Below are 15,091 nucleotides of genomic sequence, written 5' to 3'. Positions count from 1 at the left end.
GTTCCTCCGGAAAGTATCGTTTTATTATACCGCCGTTCCTATATGGGTTATCGCCACATGATCGGCGTGCGGCTTTTCCAGATAATAGCCCTGTAACATGTCCACGCCGAAACCTTTCAGCATCTCCAGTGTTTCTTTGTCTTCCACCGATTCCGCCACGGTAATCTTGCGCATGCCTCGCGCCACATCCACGATGGCCCGGACGAATACCTGGTTGTCGCTGTCGTTGGGCAAGTTGCGGATAAACATACCGTCAATTTTCACGATATCCACTTGCAGGTGCTTGAGATAGGCAAACGAGGAAAAGCCGCTGCCGAAGTCGTCCAGGCAGACGCGGCAGCCGGCTTGGTGCAGCGCTTCGATGAAGCGCTGTGCATCGTGCAAATCCGCCACCGCCGAAGTCTCGGTGAGCTCCACGATCAGCCGTTTGGGATTCACGTCGAGGCGGCGCAGTTCGTCGCTGATATAGTGCGGCAGTTTCGGGTCGTCGAACGAGCGGGCGGAAATGTTCACGGAGATCGGCGGAACTTTGCCTGAGGTCGCCAGCAGGGCGATGCATTGGCCAATTACCCAGCGGTCGATTTCCAGGATTGCTCCGCTTTTTTCCGCGAGCGGGATAAAGCTCACCGGCATGACGATGTTACCGAGATTTTCCTCGTCCTTCATTCGCACCAGTGCCTCGATGTGCGAAAGGCGGCCATCATCGGCGCGGTACACCCCCTGGAAATCCAGATAGAGCAGGTTATTGCGCAGCGCGCTGCGGATGCGTTCGTTCCACGTGATGCGGGTGAGCATCTGTCGCGAGGTATCACTTTGCTGGGCGTAGATGCGCCAGGCGTTTTTGCCCGCTTCCTTGGCCTGGTACATCGCCGCATCGGCGTGCGCTATGAGCTCCTCCGCGTTTTGCGCATGATCGGGAAACACCGCAATCCCCAGGCTGGTGGTCAGCCTCAGGTTATGCCCCTCGAAATGGAACGGGATCTGCGGAATCGAATGCACCACGCGTTCCGCCAGCACCTGCAATTCGTCCTCGCGCACATCCGGGACCAGAATGGCGAACTCGTCTCCCCCCAAGCGGCTGAAGATTTCGTTGCGCCGCACCTGCGTACCCACTTCCGCGGCCACGCGAATCAGTACGGAGTCGCCCGCGCGGTGGCCGTAGGTGTCGTTAATGACCTTGAACTCGTCTAGGTCAAAAAACAAAAGCCCCATCGCGGAATTGCGGCGCCCGGCGTCCGCCAGCATGCGCGTTAATTCCTCCTGGAAGCGGTGCCGGTTGTAAAGCCCGGTCAGCGCGTCGCGCTCGGCCAGATAAATTATCTGATCGGCGGTGCGGCGCTCCTGGGTGACATCCTTGAATAGCCACAGCCGGCCCATATACCGGCCATCAGCGCCCGGGACGGGATAGCTCGTCTCCAACAACATGCGCCCATCGACCAGCGTGAGTTCATAGTTGTGGGAACTCTCCTTGGTCTGAATTATTTCGTGCACATGCTGGGTATAGTCCGCGGAACGCGCCAGCTGTTTTTCCAAAGTGGCCAGGAGCTCGTCGGTCGACGTGCCGGCAAGCTGGGTATCCGCAGGCAGCTCCCAGACGCGCAAGAACGCCGGATTGTAATAAGCCGTGCTGTTCTGGTTGCCGACAAACAGGATGCCCAAGTCCATCGCGTTAAGTAATGAATTGAAGCGCGCTCGTTCTTCCTGCGCCTGGGCGTAGTACCGCTGCTGATACTGCTGTGCCTGTTCGAGTTGTTGCACCGTGGCCAAGATCTTCAGTTCCGCCTGCTTGCGTTCGGTGATGTCGTGAATGCTGCCGCGGACGCCGAGATGTTCACCGCGGGCGCCGTAAATCGGCTGCCAGTCCGCTGCCGCCCAGAAGCTAATGCCATCCTTGCGCAGCACGCGGAACTCGAAGCCGCTGCCGCTGGTAGTTTTGTTGTCCAGAATGCGGCGCGATCCTTCGCGGAAGCGATCGCTGTCCTCGGGATGGACAATCGCTGCAGGGAAGCCTTGCATCTCCAGACATTCCTGCGGGGAATAGCCGGTGAGCCGCTGCACCGAAGGGTTCACCCACACTACCTTGCCGGTGGGGTCGGCCCACAGCTCCCAGTCATAGCTGTAATCGGCAATCGCGCGGAATTTCGCTTCACCCTCTTTAAGCGACTTGACCTGATTCTGCACCGCCTCGGCCATGGCATTGAAGGTGGTGGAAAGCCGGCCGACTTCGTCGGACGACACCACCTGCACGCGCACCGCATAATTACCGCCCGCCACCGCTTTTCCCGCATCGGTCAGTTCCTTAAGGTTCCGCGTCAGCCAAAAACCAAGCCCGAGGAAAAGCAGCAGCGAAAGCAGCACCTCGGCAACAGCAATCACCGAACTTTCGAGAAAAAGTTTCTGCTTGGCGGCGGCGAGAAAATCGGTGGAAATGCCGAGGCGCAGCCGGCCGTAGCTTTTGCCTTCTTGCTCGATCGTCACCCAGCTTTCGTAATGCGAGGCTGCCGACGGTTCCGCGCCGGCGAGAATTTCACCTTTATCGTTAAACAGTTCCACGTAGGCGAGTCTTTCTTTCGCCCGGACTTCCGCGAGGATTTGTCTGGCGGAAGCGATGTCACCGTCGGCCAGTGGCCCGGCGAGCGAAACGTTGAGAAGGGGGCCCAGCATCTTCATCTGCAGGCGCGCTTGCTCGTCGAGCACATTGTCGATAAGCCAAACGCTGTTGGCGACCAGCAGGGTGAGCATCACCGCTTCCACCACGAAGCTGATCAATACCAGCTTCAGGCGCAGCGATGTGGTGCGGAAAAACCCTATCACGGTTTGACTCCCCCTGTGCGCCGTCGGCGTGACAACGCTTTTGTCACAGGCGCTGCAAAAACACTTTCGAGCGGCGCTGGTAATTGTAGAGCGCCTGCTTCTCTTTCGGCAGCTGCTCGAGACCCGTTTCCCTGAAGCCGCGCTCGATAAACCAGTGCGCGGCGTGCGTGGTGAGCACGAAAAGCCGCTTCATTCCCGCTTCGCGCGCCTGCTTTTCCACGTGTTTAAGCAGCGTATCACCGCAACCGCCGTTGCGGTAATCCTCGCTTACCACTAGACACGCCAATTCACCCGCCCCGTCCCCGGGAAAAGGATAAAGCGCGGCGCAGCCGATAATCACGCTATCGTGCTCGAGCACGCTGAAGCGGCTGATTTCCCTTTCCAGCCGCTCGCGGGAGCGCCGCACCAGCACGCCTTCTTTCTCCAGCGGCTCAATCAGAGCCAGTATACCGCCCGCGTCTTCGATCCGCGCCCGGCGCAGTTTTTCCAATCCGGATTGCGTCACCATGCTGCCGATGCCGCAATGGGTAAAAAGCTCCAACAGCACCGCACCGCTCACATGACGCGACAAAAGATGGGCTCGCGGCACACCCTGGCTGCAGGCGCGCACCACACAGGGGAGATAAAGTTGAACATCACCCGCAAGTTTTCTACTTTTTGCCAGCAGCTTTTCCGCGTCGCGCGCAGTAAGCTCGTTCAGCAGCACGCCCGAAGTATCGGTGACCCCGGTTTCGTCCATGAGGAAAATCAGCTTGTCGGCGTGCAGCGCGATCGCCGCCGACGTTGCCACATCTTCCAGCGTGAGGTTGAAAATCTCCCCGGTCGGCGAATAGCCAAGCGGCGAGAGCAGCACCATCTCGCCGTCGTCAAGACGCTGTTGAATCGCCTGCGCGTCCACTTTGCGCACTTCGCCGGTGTGCTGCAAATCCACGCCGCCGATCACGCCCATCGGCTTGGCGGTGACGAAATTGCCGCTCGCCACGCGGATTTGCGCGCCGGCCATCGGCGAATTGGGCAGGCCCATGGAAAGCAATGCCTCGATTTCCACGCGGATGCGTCCCACCGCTTCCTTGGCGCATTGCAAAGCGGTGTCGTCGGTCACCCGCAGGCCCCGCACATAACGGCTTGCATGCCTGAGCGCCTTGAGCCGCGCTTCGATTTGATTGCGCGCACCGTGCACCAGCACCAGGCGCACGCCCAGACTGTGCAACAGATTGAAATCATGGGTAAGTTCGACAAAGCCGCCGTCGCCCACCACTTCGCCGCCGAAGGCGATGACAAAGGTGCGCCCGCGGAACGCGTGAATGTAGGGCGCGACCGAACGTAGCCATTGCACGAAGGCAATGGCGTCAGTGGGGGTGGTGTGTTGCATACGTTTTAAGGAAACAGCCACGGAAAGCGGCCAATTTTATTCGGTTCTATAAGAGAATCATAGTGGGGAAAGGCCCCAAGGAAAAGGCAAAACCGATTGCCACGCGCAGCCAAAGCGGTTAGAGTGCTGTGCGGAACCTAACAGTTGCAGTAAGGTCACAGTCAAACCTCATCAATTGCGAGCGGCATGAGCATGCGGCGTTTTTTATCAATTGTCTCCCGCCTTACCCTGGGGCTGATGGTATTCGCCCAGTTAAGCCTGGCTGCGCACGCCTGCATTCTTCCTGATTCGGCGCCTAGCGGTGTTTTTAACCCGGCCGCAGACGCTGTTTTCCATCATGCAGACAAGTTCAACCCTAACGCTTGTCACACACACTGCACCGTAGCGAATCAAAATTCCGGCGCTTATGAAGCACCTGCCATACCCGCAGCAACCTTGCCGGTGCTGCAGCTTGCCTTGTTTGAAGTGGCCGCTGCGCCAGCCATGCCTGCGCAGTCTGTTGCACATACCGATCCGCCGCAAACCATCCTATTCTGCCGTTTTCTGAATTAGCCTCCGCTTAAGCGTTATGCACGCGCCGCGCATGCGGCGAATTGGTATTTCGTTTGCGGAGGCATCATGTCATTCAAAATCCGGGCGCGGCTTGCGCTCATTGCATTGTTAAACCTGCTGGCTCTGGCCGAGAGCGCCGCAGCCGCCACGCCCCTTCTTAGCCTGTCCGATGCGCAGCGCATCGCGGTCGAACGCTCACGGCAACTCGCCGCACAAGACTCTGCAGTGGCCGCGTCTCGCGAAATGGCGGTCGCCGCCGGCCAGCTTCCCGACCCGGCGCTCAAGCTCGGGCTGGACAACCTGCCGATTAACGGTCCCGACCAGTTCAGCGTCACGCGCGACTTCATGACGATGCGCCGCATCGGCCTCATGCAGGAGTTCACGCGCGAGGAGAAACGCCAGCTGCGTGCCCAGCGCTTCGAGCGCGAAGCCGAAAAGTCCCTCGCCGAAAAAGTCGCCACGGTCGCCACGATTCAGCGCGACACCGCGCTCGCTTGGCTCGACCGCTACTACGCCGAAGCCATGGCGGCGGTGATTGTCGAGCAGGCCAAGGAGGTTAAGCTCGAAATCGTGGCCGCCGAAGGCGCCTACCGCGGCGGGCGCGGCAACCAGGCCGACGTATTCGCGGTGCACAGCGCCCTGGTCGCGCTTGAGGACCGGGCGAGCGAACTCGACCGTCGCATCCGCACCGCCAAGACCGGCCTCGCCCGCTGGATAGGTGATGGCGCCGACGCGCCGCTGGCGGGCAAGCCCGCTATCGATTCGATACGGTTGGATCCGGGCGCGCTCGAGACCCAGCTCGCCCATCACCCGCAGATCGCTGTGTTCTCGAGGCTGGAAGAAATCGCTTCGACCGAAGTCAGGCTCGCCCAAGCCAACAAGAAGTCGGACTGGAGCGTCGAAGCGACGTATAGCCAGCGCGGCCCATCGTTTTCGAACATGGTGTCGATCGGCGTATCGATCCCGCTGCAATGGGACCAGAAAAATCGCCAGAATCGCGAGCTGGCAGCCAAGCTGGCGATGGTCGAGCAGGCCAAGGCCCAACGCGAGGAGGCACTGCGCGCACACGTAGGCGAAGTGCAGGCAATGGTTGCCGAATGGGAGAACGGCCGCGAACGCCTCGCCCGCTACGCGCGTGAAATCATCCCGCTCGCCAAAGAGCACACACACGCTGCGCTGACGGCCTACTTGGGCGGCAAGGCGAACCTGACCGATCTGTTGCTCGCTCGCCGCAACGAAATTGACGTGCGCTTGCAGGCGGTACAACTGGAGATGGAAACCGCACGCCTGTGGGCGCAACTCAATTTCCTCTTCCCGGACAACGTCGGAACGACCCATACAAGCGTCCCGGCCCAGTCCACCGCAACCCAGACAAAGGACGCAAAATGAAGACCACGAACCTCATCCTCGCGCTCGCCGCCGCAGGCCTCCTCGGCGCAGCCAGTTATGGCCTCTATTGGGTTGGCATGAACCAGGGCATGAAGATGGCGAGCCCGGTTTCCGGCGCCGCGGCGCCTGCGGGCGGCAGCGCGCAACAAGCCGGCGCCATCGACCCCGTTACCGACAAGAAAATCCTTTACTGGCACGACCCGATGAAGCCGGAACAGAAGTTTGACAAGCCGGGCAAGTCGCCTTTCATGGACATGCAACTGGTGCCGGTTTACGCCGGCGCGGATGGCGACGAAGGCAAGGTCACAATCAGCCCGCGTGTTCAGCAAAATCTGGGCGTGCGCACAACGGAAGTCACCCAGGGCGCGCTTGCGCCGGCCGTCGAAGCCGTGGGCAACGTCGCGTACAACGAACGCGACGTTGCCGTGGTGCAAGCACGCAGCAACGGCTTCGTCGAAAAACTCTACGTCCGTGCGCCTCTCGATCCGGTGCGCAAGGGCCAGCCGCTGGCGGAACTGTACGTGCCCGAATGGGTGGCGGCGCAGGAGGAATACCTCTCCGTGCGGCGCATGGCCGGCACCCGGTTGGAAGCGTTGATTGACGGCGCGCGTCAGCGTATGCGCCTGGTCGGCATGAGCGAAGACCAGATCCGATTGGTCGAATCGACTGGCAAGGTACACCCGCGCCTGACGGTGATCGCGCCCTTAGGCGGCGTGGTCGCGGAGCTCGGCGCGCGCGAGGGCATGACAGTAATGGCGGGGGCGCCGCTGTTTCGGATCAACGGACTCGGCACCGTCTGGGTGAACGCAGAAGTCCGTGAAAGTCAGGCAAGCGAAGTACGGCCAGGCAACCTGGTCAAAGCCCGCACGCCTGCTCTGCCCGGCACCGTGTTCAAAGGGCGAGTGAGCGCCATCCTGCCGGAAGTCAATCCGACAACGCGCACGTTCAAGGCGCGCGTCGAGCTCGCCAATCCGGGCGGCCGGCTGGTGCCCGGCATGTTCGCCACTGTCAACTTCACACCGATGGCGCGCAAAGAGGCGCTACTGGTGCCAACCGAAGCGGTGATCCAGACGGGGGCGCGCAGCGTAGTCATAGTGGAGCAGGATGCCGGCAAGTTCGTCCCGGTCGATGTCGACGTCGGTATGGAGGCCAACGGCCAAACCGAAATCCGCAAAGGACTTGAAGCAGGCCAAAAGGTGGTTGTCTCGGCCCAGTTTCTGATCGACTCCGAAGCGAGCCTCAAGGCCACAACGATGCGCATGGGCGATGCGCCCGCGATGGACTCCGGCAAATCCGGAGGCGTGACGCATCGCGGCGAAGGCAAGGTCGAGAGCATCGGCAAAGAAGAGGTCACGCTATCGCACGGGCCGATTCCGTCGATGAAATGGGGCGCGATGACAATGGGCTTCCGTGTCCCCGCCCCGGGTCTACCGAAGAATGTGGCAGTAGGCGACACCGTGTCGTTCGAGTTCCGTCAGACCCAAGACGGGATGTTCGAGATCACGAGCATCGCCCCTGCCGCCGGCCCCGCTCAGAAACCGCTGGACAGCACGATGAAGGACGGCATGAAAGGGATGAAGCCATGATCACCAAGCTCATCCACTGGTCGATCGCCAACCGCTTTCTCGTTCTCCTGGCGACCTTGATGATCTCCGCCTGGGGGGTGTGGGCGATGCTCAGGATGCCGCTCGACGCGATCCCCGATTTGTCAGACGTGCAGGTCATCATCCGCACCAGCTACCCGGGGCAGGCGCCGCAGATCGTCGAGAACCAGGTGACCTATCCGCTCGCCACCACCATGCTGTCGGTGCCGGGCGCGAGAACGGTGCGCGGCTACTCGATGTTCGGCGATTCGTTCGTGTACATCCTGTTCGAAGATGGCACCGATCCGTACTGGGCGCGTTCGCGCGTGCTCGAATATATGAACCAGGTGCAGTCGCGGCTGCCGCCGCAAGCCAAGACTGCGCTCGGGCCGGATGCGACCGGCGTGGGTTGGGTGTACGAATACGCGCTCATCGACAGGAGCGGCAAGATGGATTTGTCGCAGCTGCGTGCCTTGCAGGACTGGTTCCTCAAGTACGAGTTGAAAACGGTGTCCAACGTCTCCGAGGTGGCGAGCGTGGGCGGCATGGTGCGCCAGTACCAGATCGTGCTGGATCCCGACCGCATGCGGGCATTCAACATCCCGCATATGAAAGTCATAGAAGCGGTGCAGCGCGCCAACCAGGAGACCGGCGGTTCGGTGCTGGAACTGGGGGAAGCCGAATACATGGTGCGGGCAAGCGGCTATCTGCAGTCGCTCGACGATTTTCGCAAGATCCCGCTGATGACGACCGAGGCAGGCGTGTCGGTGCGGCTTGGCGACGTCGCGCGAGTGCAGGTCGGCCCGGAGATGCGGCGCGGCATCGCCGAGCTCAACGGTGAGGGCGAAGTGGCGGGCGGCGTCATCGTGATGCGCTCAGGTAAGAACGCGCTCGAGACGATCGATGCAGTCAAGCGGAAGTTGGAAACCCTGAAGACCAGCCTTCCCCCGGGCGTCGAGATCGTGCCGACCTACGATCGTTCGAGCTTGATCAAGCGCGCCATCGCTAACCTCGAGCAAAAGCTCGTCGAGGAGTTCATTGTCGTGGCGCTTGTGTGTGTCATATTCTTGTTTCATCTGCGCTCTGCCTTTGTCGCGATCGTCTCATTGCCGCTGGGCATACTGATGGCATTTATTGTCATGTACTACCAGGGGGTAAACGCCAACATCATGTCGCTCGGCGGCATCGCCATCGCCATCGGCGCCATGGTGGATGCTGCGGTGGTGATGATCGAAAACGCGCACAAGCACATCGAGGCGTGGCACCACGCGCACCCTGACCAGAAGCTTGAAGGCGTCGAACAGTGGTGCGTGATCGGCGACGCGGCGGCCCAGGTGGGGCCGGCGCTGTTCTCCTCGCTGTTGATCATCACCTTTTCCTTCATTCCAGTCTTCACGCTCGAAGCGCAGGAGGGGCGGCTCTTCTCGCCCTTGGCCTACACCAAGACCTACGCGATGGCAGCGGCGGCGGGGTTGGCGGTCACACTGATTCCGGTGCTGATGGGCTATCTCATCCGCGGCAAGATTCCCGAGGAAAAGAAAAACCCGCTCAACCGCGGGCTCATTGCGGTGTATCAGCCGTTGCTCGCCAAGGTGCTGGCTTTTCCCAAAATTACGCTCGTGGTTGCCCTGCTGATCCTGCTCGCGACCCTCTACCCGGCGACGCAGATCGGAGGTGAATTCATGCCGCCGCTCGATGAGGGTGATCTTCTCTATATGCCATCGGCATTGCCGGGCATTTCCGCGGGCAAGGCATCAGAGCTCCTGCAGCAGACCGACCGGCTGATCAAGACCGTGCCCGAAGTCGCGAGCGTCTTCGGCAAAGCCGGGCGCGCCGAGACCGCGACCGACCCGGCGCCTCTTGAGATGTTCGAGACGACGATCCAGTTCAAGCCGCGCGACCAATGGCGCTCGGGCATGACCCCGGACAAGCTGGTCGAGGAGCTCGACCGCATCGTCAAGGTGCCCGGATTGTCCAACATCTGGGTGCCGCCGATCCGCAACCGCATCGACATGCTCGCCACCGGCATCAAGAGTCCTGTCGGCGTGAAGGTCGCGGGAATGAACCTGCAGGAGGTCGACCGCATCGCGGCCGAGGTCCAGCGCGTGGTGGAGCAGGTGCCGGGGGTAACCTCGGCGTTTGCCGAACGCCTGTCCGGTGGGCGCTACATCGACGTGAAGATCGACCGCGACAGGGCATCGCGCTACGGGCTGAATATCGCCGACGTGCAGAGCATCGTCTCGGCGGCGATCGGCGGCGAGAACATCGGCGAGACAATCGAGGGGCTGCAGCGCTTCCCCATCAACTTGCGCTACCCGCGCGAGGTACGCGACACGGTCGAGAAAATCCGCGACCTGCCGGTGCTCACCGAGCGCGGCGCGCAGATCAGGCTCGGCGACGTTGCGGCCATCACCATCAGCGACGGCCCGCCGATGCTGAAGAGCGAGAACGCGCGGCTGTCGAGCTGGGTGTACATCGACCTCCATGGACGCGATCTCAGTTCCGCGGTGCGCGAGATGCAGAAGGCGGTTGCAAAGGAGATCAAGCTCCCGGCCGGCTACTCCATGTCGTGGTCAGGCCAGTTCGAGTTTCTGGAACGGGCCACCGCCAAGCTCAAGATCGTCATGCCGGCGACGCTCGTGATCATCTTCGTCCTGCTTTATCTCACGTTTCGACGCTTCGACGAAGCGTTTCTGATCATGGCCACGCTGCCATTTGCGCTGGTGGGCGGCTTTTGGCTGATCTTTCTGCTGGGATACAACATGTCGATCGCCGCCGCGGTGGGGTTTATCGCGCTGGGGGGTGTGGCAGCGGAGATCGGCGTGGTGATGCTGATCTACGTGAATCAGGCGGTGGCCGCCCGCACAGCCGAGGGGCGCCTTCATAGCGAGCAGGAACTTGTTCAGGCAATCATCGAAGGGGCAGCCCTCCGGGTGCGGCCGATTGCCATGACGGTGGCTGTCATCATTGCGGGTCTACTGCCCATCATGTGGGGTTCGGGAACGGGGTCGGAAGTGATGCGGCGCATCGCCGCGCCGATGGTGGGTGGCATGATTTCCGCGCCGCTCCTTTCCATGTTCGTGATTCCTGCGGTTTATTTCCTGATGAAAAGCGCCGGATTAACGTTGAAGGGGATTGCCGCGAAATAATTTACCCGGTGTATTATTTCGCCTTGAATGGTGCGAGAGGAACACCTTTGAGGACAAGCGCCTTAGCCGCTCGGCTTTCCCATGAGCCTGAACTCCATTGAAAAAAACATTTGCTGCGTGGTCGGCGGCGGCCCTGCCGGCGCCTTATTGTCGCTGCTGCTGGCGCGAAAAGGCATTCGCGTCACTTTGCTTGAAGGGCACAAGGACTTCGACCGGGAATTCCGGGGCGACACGCTGCATCCTTCCGCCATGGAGATCCTGGACGAAATCGGGCTGGCCGACCTGCTGCTGCAACTGCCGCATACCAAGCTGCACCAGCTGACCCTGCGGACTAAAACCGATTCGTTCACCATGGTGGATTTGAGCGTTCTCAAAACGCGTTTTCCCTACATCACGCTCATGCCGCAAGCACGGTTTCTGGAGTTCATTACCGAGCAGGCCCAGAGGTATCCCGGCTTCAAGCTCCTCATGGGCGCCCATGCCCGCGAGCTGATCATGGAGGACGGGATATGCCGCGGCGTGCGCTATCAGGACTTAAACGAGCAGGAACATGAATTGCGGGCACTGCTCACTGTGGCCGCTGACGGCCGTTTTTCCCGGCTCAGAAAACTTGCGGGCCTGGAACCGGTGAAGAGTTCCCCGCCGATGGACGTGTTGTGGTTCCGGCTGCCCAAGCGGCCGGACGATACCCTGGGTTTTGGCGGCCGCATCGGGCAAGGGCATATGCTTGCTATCCTGCCTCGGGAAAACCATTACCAACTCGGCTACGTGATTTTCAAGGGAGGCTATCACGCGCTCCGCGAAGAGGGCATGGAAAAATTTCACCAGTCCCTCTTGTCTCTGGCTCCGGAATTCGCCGACCGGGTGTCTTCCCTGCAAGGCTGGGGCCAGCTTTCAGTGCTATCGGTGGAATCAAGTTGTCTGAAACAATGGTATAAGCCAGGATTGCTGTTCATCGGCGATGCGGCACATGTCATGTCGCCGGTAGGCGGGGTAGGTATCAATTACGCGATTCAGGACGCGGTGGCGGCGGCCAACGTGCTCACTCGCCCGTTACAGCGCGGCGTGGTTAGCGAAAACGATTTGGCCGCAGTGCAAAAGCAGCGTTACTTTGCCACGCGGGTGATTCAGGCCTTTCAGACTTTTATTCAAAACCGGGTGATTAAAACGGCATTGAATCCCGATGCTTCGTTCAGGCCGCCCGCGCTGTTTCGCCTGCCCTTGCTGCGCGCCCTTCCTGCCCGGCTCATCGGCTTTGGAATCCGCAAGGTGCATCTTGAGGAAAAATAGGGCCACAGACGAATTTCATCAGCCCCCATCAAACGGTAAAACATAAAACAAATGTATCCATAGGCGAACGGTCTATTCTGAATCAAACTGCCCACGACTCAGCATGAATTATGCGGGCTGCCTGGGCTCTCCGTGTTACAATGCGCGACTTTTGTCAAACCGTTAGCTCATCATGCCCCGCGCACTCCGCAACATCGCCATCATTGCCCACGTGGACCATGGCAAGACCACGCTGGTGGACAAGCTGCTCCACCAGGCGGGGACATTTGCCGCCCACCAGCACGTGGCTGAGCGAGTCATGGACAGCAATGATTTGGAGCGGGAGCGCGGCATCACCATTCTCGCAAAAAACACGGCGGTCAATTACCAAGGCACCCACATCAACATCGTCGATACGCCGGGTCATGCGGATTTCGGTGGCGAAGTGGAGCGAGTGCTGTCAATGGTGGACGGCGTGCTGCTCCTGGTGGATGCAGTAGAGGGGCCCATGCCCCAGACCCGTTTTGTGACACGCAAGGCCCTGGCCCAAGGTTTGAAGTTTATCGTGGTGGTAAACAAGATGGACCGCCCCGGCGCCCGCCCGGACTGGACGGTGAACCACACCTTTGATTTATTCGACAAACTGGGCGCCGCCGAGGAGCAACTGGATTTTCCCGTCGTCTATGCCTCCGCGCTTAATGGTTGGGCGGTGCTCGATCTTGCGGATGCGCCGAGCAGCGGCGCGGGTGAGGGGCTGTCCATGCGGCCGCTGTTCGATACCATACTCAAACATGTGCCGGTTCCCGTCGGCAATCCCGACGAGCCGCTCCAGCTTCAGATCAGTGCGCTGGATTATTCAAGCTTCGTTGGGCGCATCGGCATCGGGCGCATCCGACGCGGGCGTCTCAAGGCCGCCCAGGACGTTGTTATTTTGAACGGTCATGACGAGCCGAAAAAAGCGCGGGTGAACCAGGTGCTGTGCTTCCAGGGCTTGACCCGCGTGCCCATGGAGATCGCGGAACCCGGCGACATCGTACTGGTGAATGGCATCGAGGAAATCGGGATCGGCGTGACTCTCGCCGACCCGGAACACCCGGAAGCCTTACCTCTGCAGACGGTGGATGCACCCACGCTCACCATGAATTTCCAAGTCAACACTTCACCCTATGCCGGACAGGAAGGAAAATTCGTGACCAGCCGCCAACTGCGCGAGCGGCTGCACAAGGAGTTGCTGACCAACGTGGCGTTGCGCGTCGATGATACTGCGGACACGGATGTGTTCCTGGTCTCCGGGCGGGGTGAATTGCATCTCACCATCCTGCTGGAAAACATGCGCCGGGAAGGTTACGAACTGGCGGTGTCCCGCCCGCGGGTTGTGATTCGGGAAATCAACGGCGAGAAATGCGAGCCGTTCGAAATGCTCACGGTGGATGTGGAAGAGGTCAACCAGGGCGCGGTCATGGAAGCCCTGGGGCAGCGCTGCGGCGAACTTAAGGACATGGCGCCCGACGGCCGGGGCCGGGTGCGCCTCGATTACCGAATTCCGGCGCGAGGGCTGATCGGCTTCCAATCAGATTTCATGACCATGACCCGCGGCACCGGTATCTCAAGCCATGTGTTCGACGGCTACGCCCCGATGAAACCGGAAATCCCCGATCGGCGCAACGGCACCCTGGTTTCGGCGCAACAGGGGGAAGCGGTAGCTTATGCTTTGTGGAAACTGCAGGAGCGGGGCCGCATGTTCGTGAGCCCCGGCAACCGCCTGTACGAGGGCATGGTGATCGGCATTCACTGCCGGGACAACGATCTGGTGGTGAACCCGATCAAGACCAAGCAGCTCACCAACATCCGCGCCGCCGGCAAGGACGAAGCGATCATGCTCACGTCGCCGATTGCGCTTACCTTGGAGCGGGCCGTCGAGTTTATCGCTGACGACGAACTGGTGGAAATCACCCCCCAAACCATCCGCATCCGCAAGCGCCATTTGAAAGAAAACGAGCGCAAACGGGCTTCGCGCGAAGCCGCCTAACAACCCGGCTGACAGAGTACCTTAATACTCGCAATGACTCTGCTTTTTCCTGAAACGCAGTAAGCGTGCGGCATGGCCCGGCTGCGGTGTCCAACGCCGATGTTGCCCCGCTTGTCTATGGTGATGATGCCCATATCCGCGCGCGGTTCCGCCGCCAGGAGCGACAGCACTTCATCCACGGCCTGCTGCGCATTTCTGCCCTGCGCCAGCAGATCGCACACCGATTTGGTCACGAGGTAACGCATCGCCACTTCGCCCAAACCGGTGGCGGATGCCGCGCCCATGGGCATGGCGTAATTTCCCGCTCCCAAAATAGGCGTATCGCCGACCCGCCCCGGGAGCTTCAGCGTCAATCCGCCGGAAGAAGTCGCCGCAGCCAAATCACCGCGTTTATCCAACGCTACCGCACCCACCGTCCCGCCCGCAAGCTCTGGATGGCGCTTTAACAAATCCCGCAGGCGGCTTTGGCTTTTTACCGCAGACAGCGCCTTTCGTTTCTTCTGCCAATCCGCCCGCCGCTCTCGCGTCACCGGATCGTAATCGGCAAAACCCATGGCGCGGGCAAAGTTGAGCGCGCCTTCGCCGGCGAGCAGAATATGTCCAGTTTCCTCCATGACCTTGCGCGCGACCCGCACCGGGTTTTTGACGCGGGATAGACAAGCCACGCCTCCTGCGCGCAGTCCCTTGCTCATCATGACACTCGCGTCCATCTGGGCTTCGCCGTGCAAGTTCAGCGCGGAACCAGTGCCGGCGTTGAACACCGGGTTGTCCTCCAGCAACACCACCGCGGCGGTCACCGCATCGAGCGCGGGTTTGCCTTGCGCAAGCAATTTCGCTCCCGCTTTCACCGCGCGCCTCACACCCTGTACCGCCGCGTGTTTATGTTCCGCCTTCCAGTCTCCTGATCCTCCATGAACGATGATCGCATACATGG

General features: G+C 60.7%; 9 protein-coding genes. 6 read left to right on the top strand and 3 right to left on the bottom strand.

What is annotated here, in order from left to right; genetic code table 11:
* Positions 1 to 24: 24 nt before the first annotated feature.
* Together VHE58_07770 and argA are read right to left on the bottom strand one after the other, a co-directional pair.
* Positions 25 to 2,814 (bottom strand): EAL domain-containing protein, encoded by a 2,790-nt coding sequence (locus VHE58_07770; GenBank protein ID HVS27178.1) that lies wholly within the window; start codon positions 2,812 to 2,814, stop codon positions 25 to 27.
* 43 nt (positions 2,815 to 2,857) lie between these two features.
* Complete coding sequence (gene argA, locus VHE58_07765; GenBank protein ID HVS27177.1) at positions 2,858 to 4,186, bottom strand: amino-acid N-acetyltransferase; 1,329 nt, start codon at positions 4,184 to 4,186, stop codon at positions 2,858 to 2,860.
* Positions 4,187 to 4,372: 186 nt separating this feature from the next.
* Between argA and VHE58_07760 the strand changes: the two genes are divergently transcribed.
* From VHE58_07760 to typA, 6 genes are all read left to right on the top strand, one after another.
* Positions 4,373 to 4,738, top strand: a complete 366-nt coding sequence (locus tag VHE58_07760; GenBank protein HVS27176.1) for a hypothetical protein — start codon at positions 4,373 to 4,375, stop codon at positions 4,736 to 4,738.
* A 66-nt stretch (positions 4,739 to 4,804) separates the two neighbouring features.
* On the top strand, positions 4,805 to 6,127 hold the full coding sequence (locus VHE58_07755; protein HVS27175.1) for a TolC family protein: 1,323 nt from the start codon (positions 4,805 to 4,807) through the stop codon (positions 6,125 to 6,127).
* Positions 6,124 to 7,713: an efflux RND transporter periplasmic adaptor subunit gene (locus VHE58_07750; protein ID HVS27174.1), complete on the top strand. Its 1,590-nt coding sequence runs from the start codon at positions 6,124 to 6,126 to the stop codon at positions 7,711 to 7,713. Before VHE58_07755 ends, VHE58_07750 begins: the two co-directional genes overlap by 4 nt.
* Positions 7,710 to 10,859: an efflux RND transporter permease subunit gene (locus VHE58_07745; GenBank protein HVS27173.1), complete on the top strand. Its 3,150-nt coding sequence runs from the start codon at positions 7,710 to 7,712 to the stop codon at positions 10,857 to 10,859. Before VHE58_07750 ends, VHE58_07745 begins: the two co-directional genes overlap by 4 nt.
* Before the next feature lie 81 nt (positions 10,860 to 10,940).
* The gene (locus VHE58_07740) at positions 10,941 to 12,149 is read left to right on the top strand and encodes an FAD-dependent oxidoreductase (protein ID HVS27172.1); all 1,209 of its coding nucleotides are present in this window, start codon (positions 10,941 to 10,943) and stop codon (positions 12,147 to 12,149) included.
* Positions 12,150 to 12,321: 172 nt separating this feature from the next.
* Positions 12,322 to 14,157 carry a translational GTPase TypA gene (gene typA, locus VHE58_07735; GenBank protein ID HVS27171.1) on the top strand — a complete coding sequence of 612 codons (1,836 nt, stop codon included), beginning with the start codon at positions 12,322 to 12,324 and terminating at the stop codon, positions 14,155 to 14,157.
* Here the strand turns inward: typA and VHE58_07730 are convergent.
* On the bottom strand, positions 14,154 to 15,089 hold the full coding sequence (locus VHE58_07730; GenBank protein ID HVS27170.1) for an isoaspartyl peptidase/L-asparaginase family protein: 936 nt from the start codon (positions 15,087 to 15,089) through the stop codon (positions 14,154 to 14,156). The two genes, typA and VHE58_07730, sit on opposite strands and share 4 nt — an antisense overlap.
* Positions 15,090 to 15,091 lie beyond the last annotated feature (2 nt).

The organism is Burkholderiales bacterium, from assembly GCA_035543335.1.
Classification (GTDB): domain Bacteria; phylum Pseudomonadota; class Gammaproteobacteria; order Burkholderiales; family JAHFRG01; genus JAHFRG01.
This window is presented reverse-complemented; position numbering and strand designations above follow the sequence as displayed.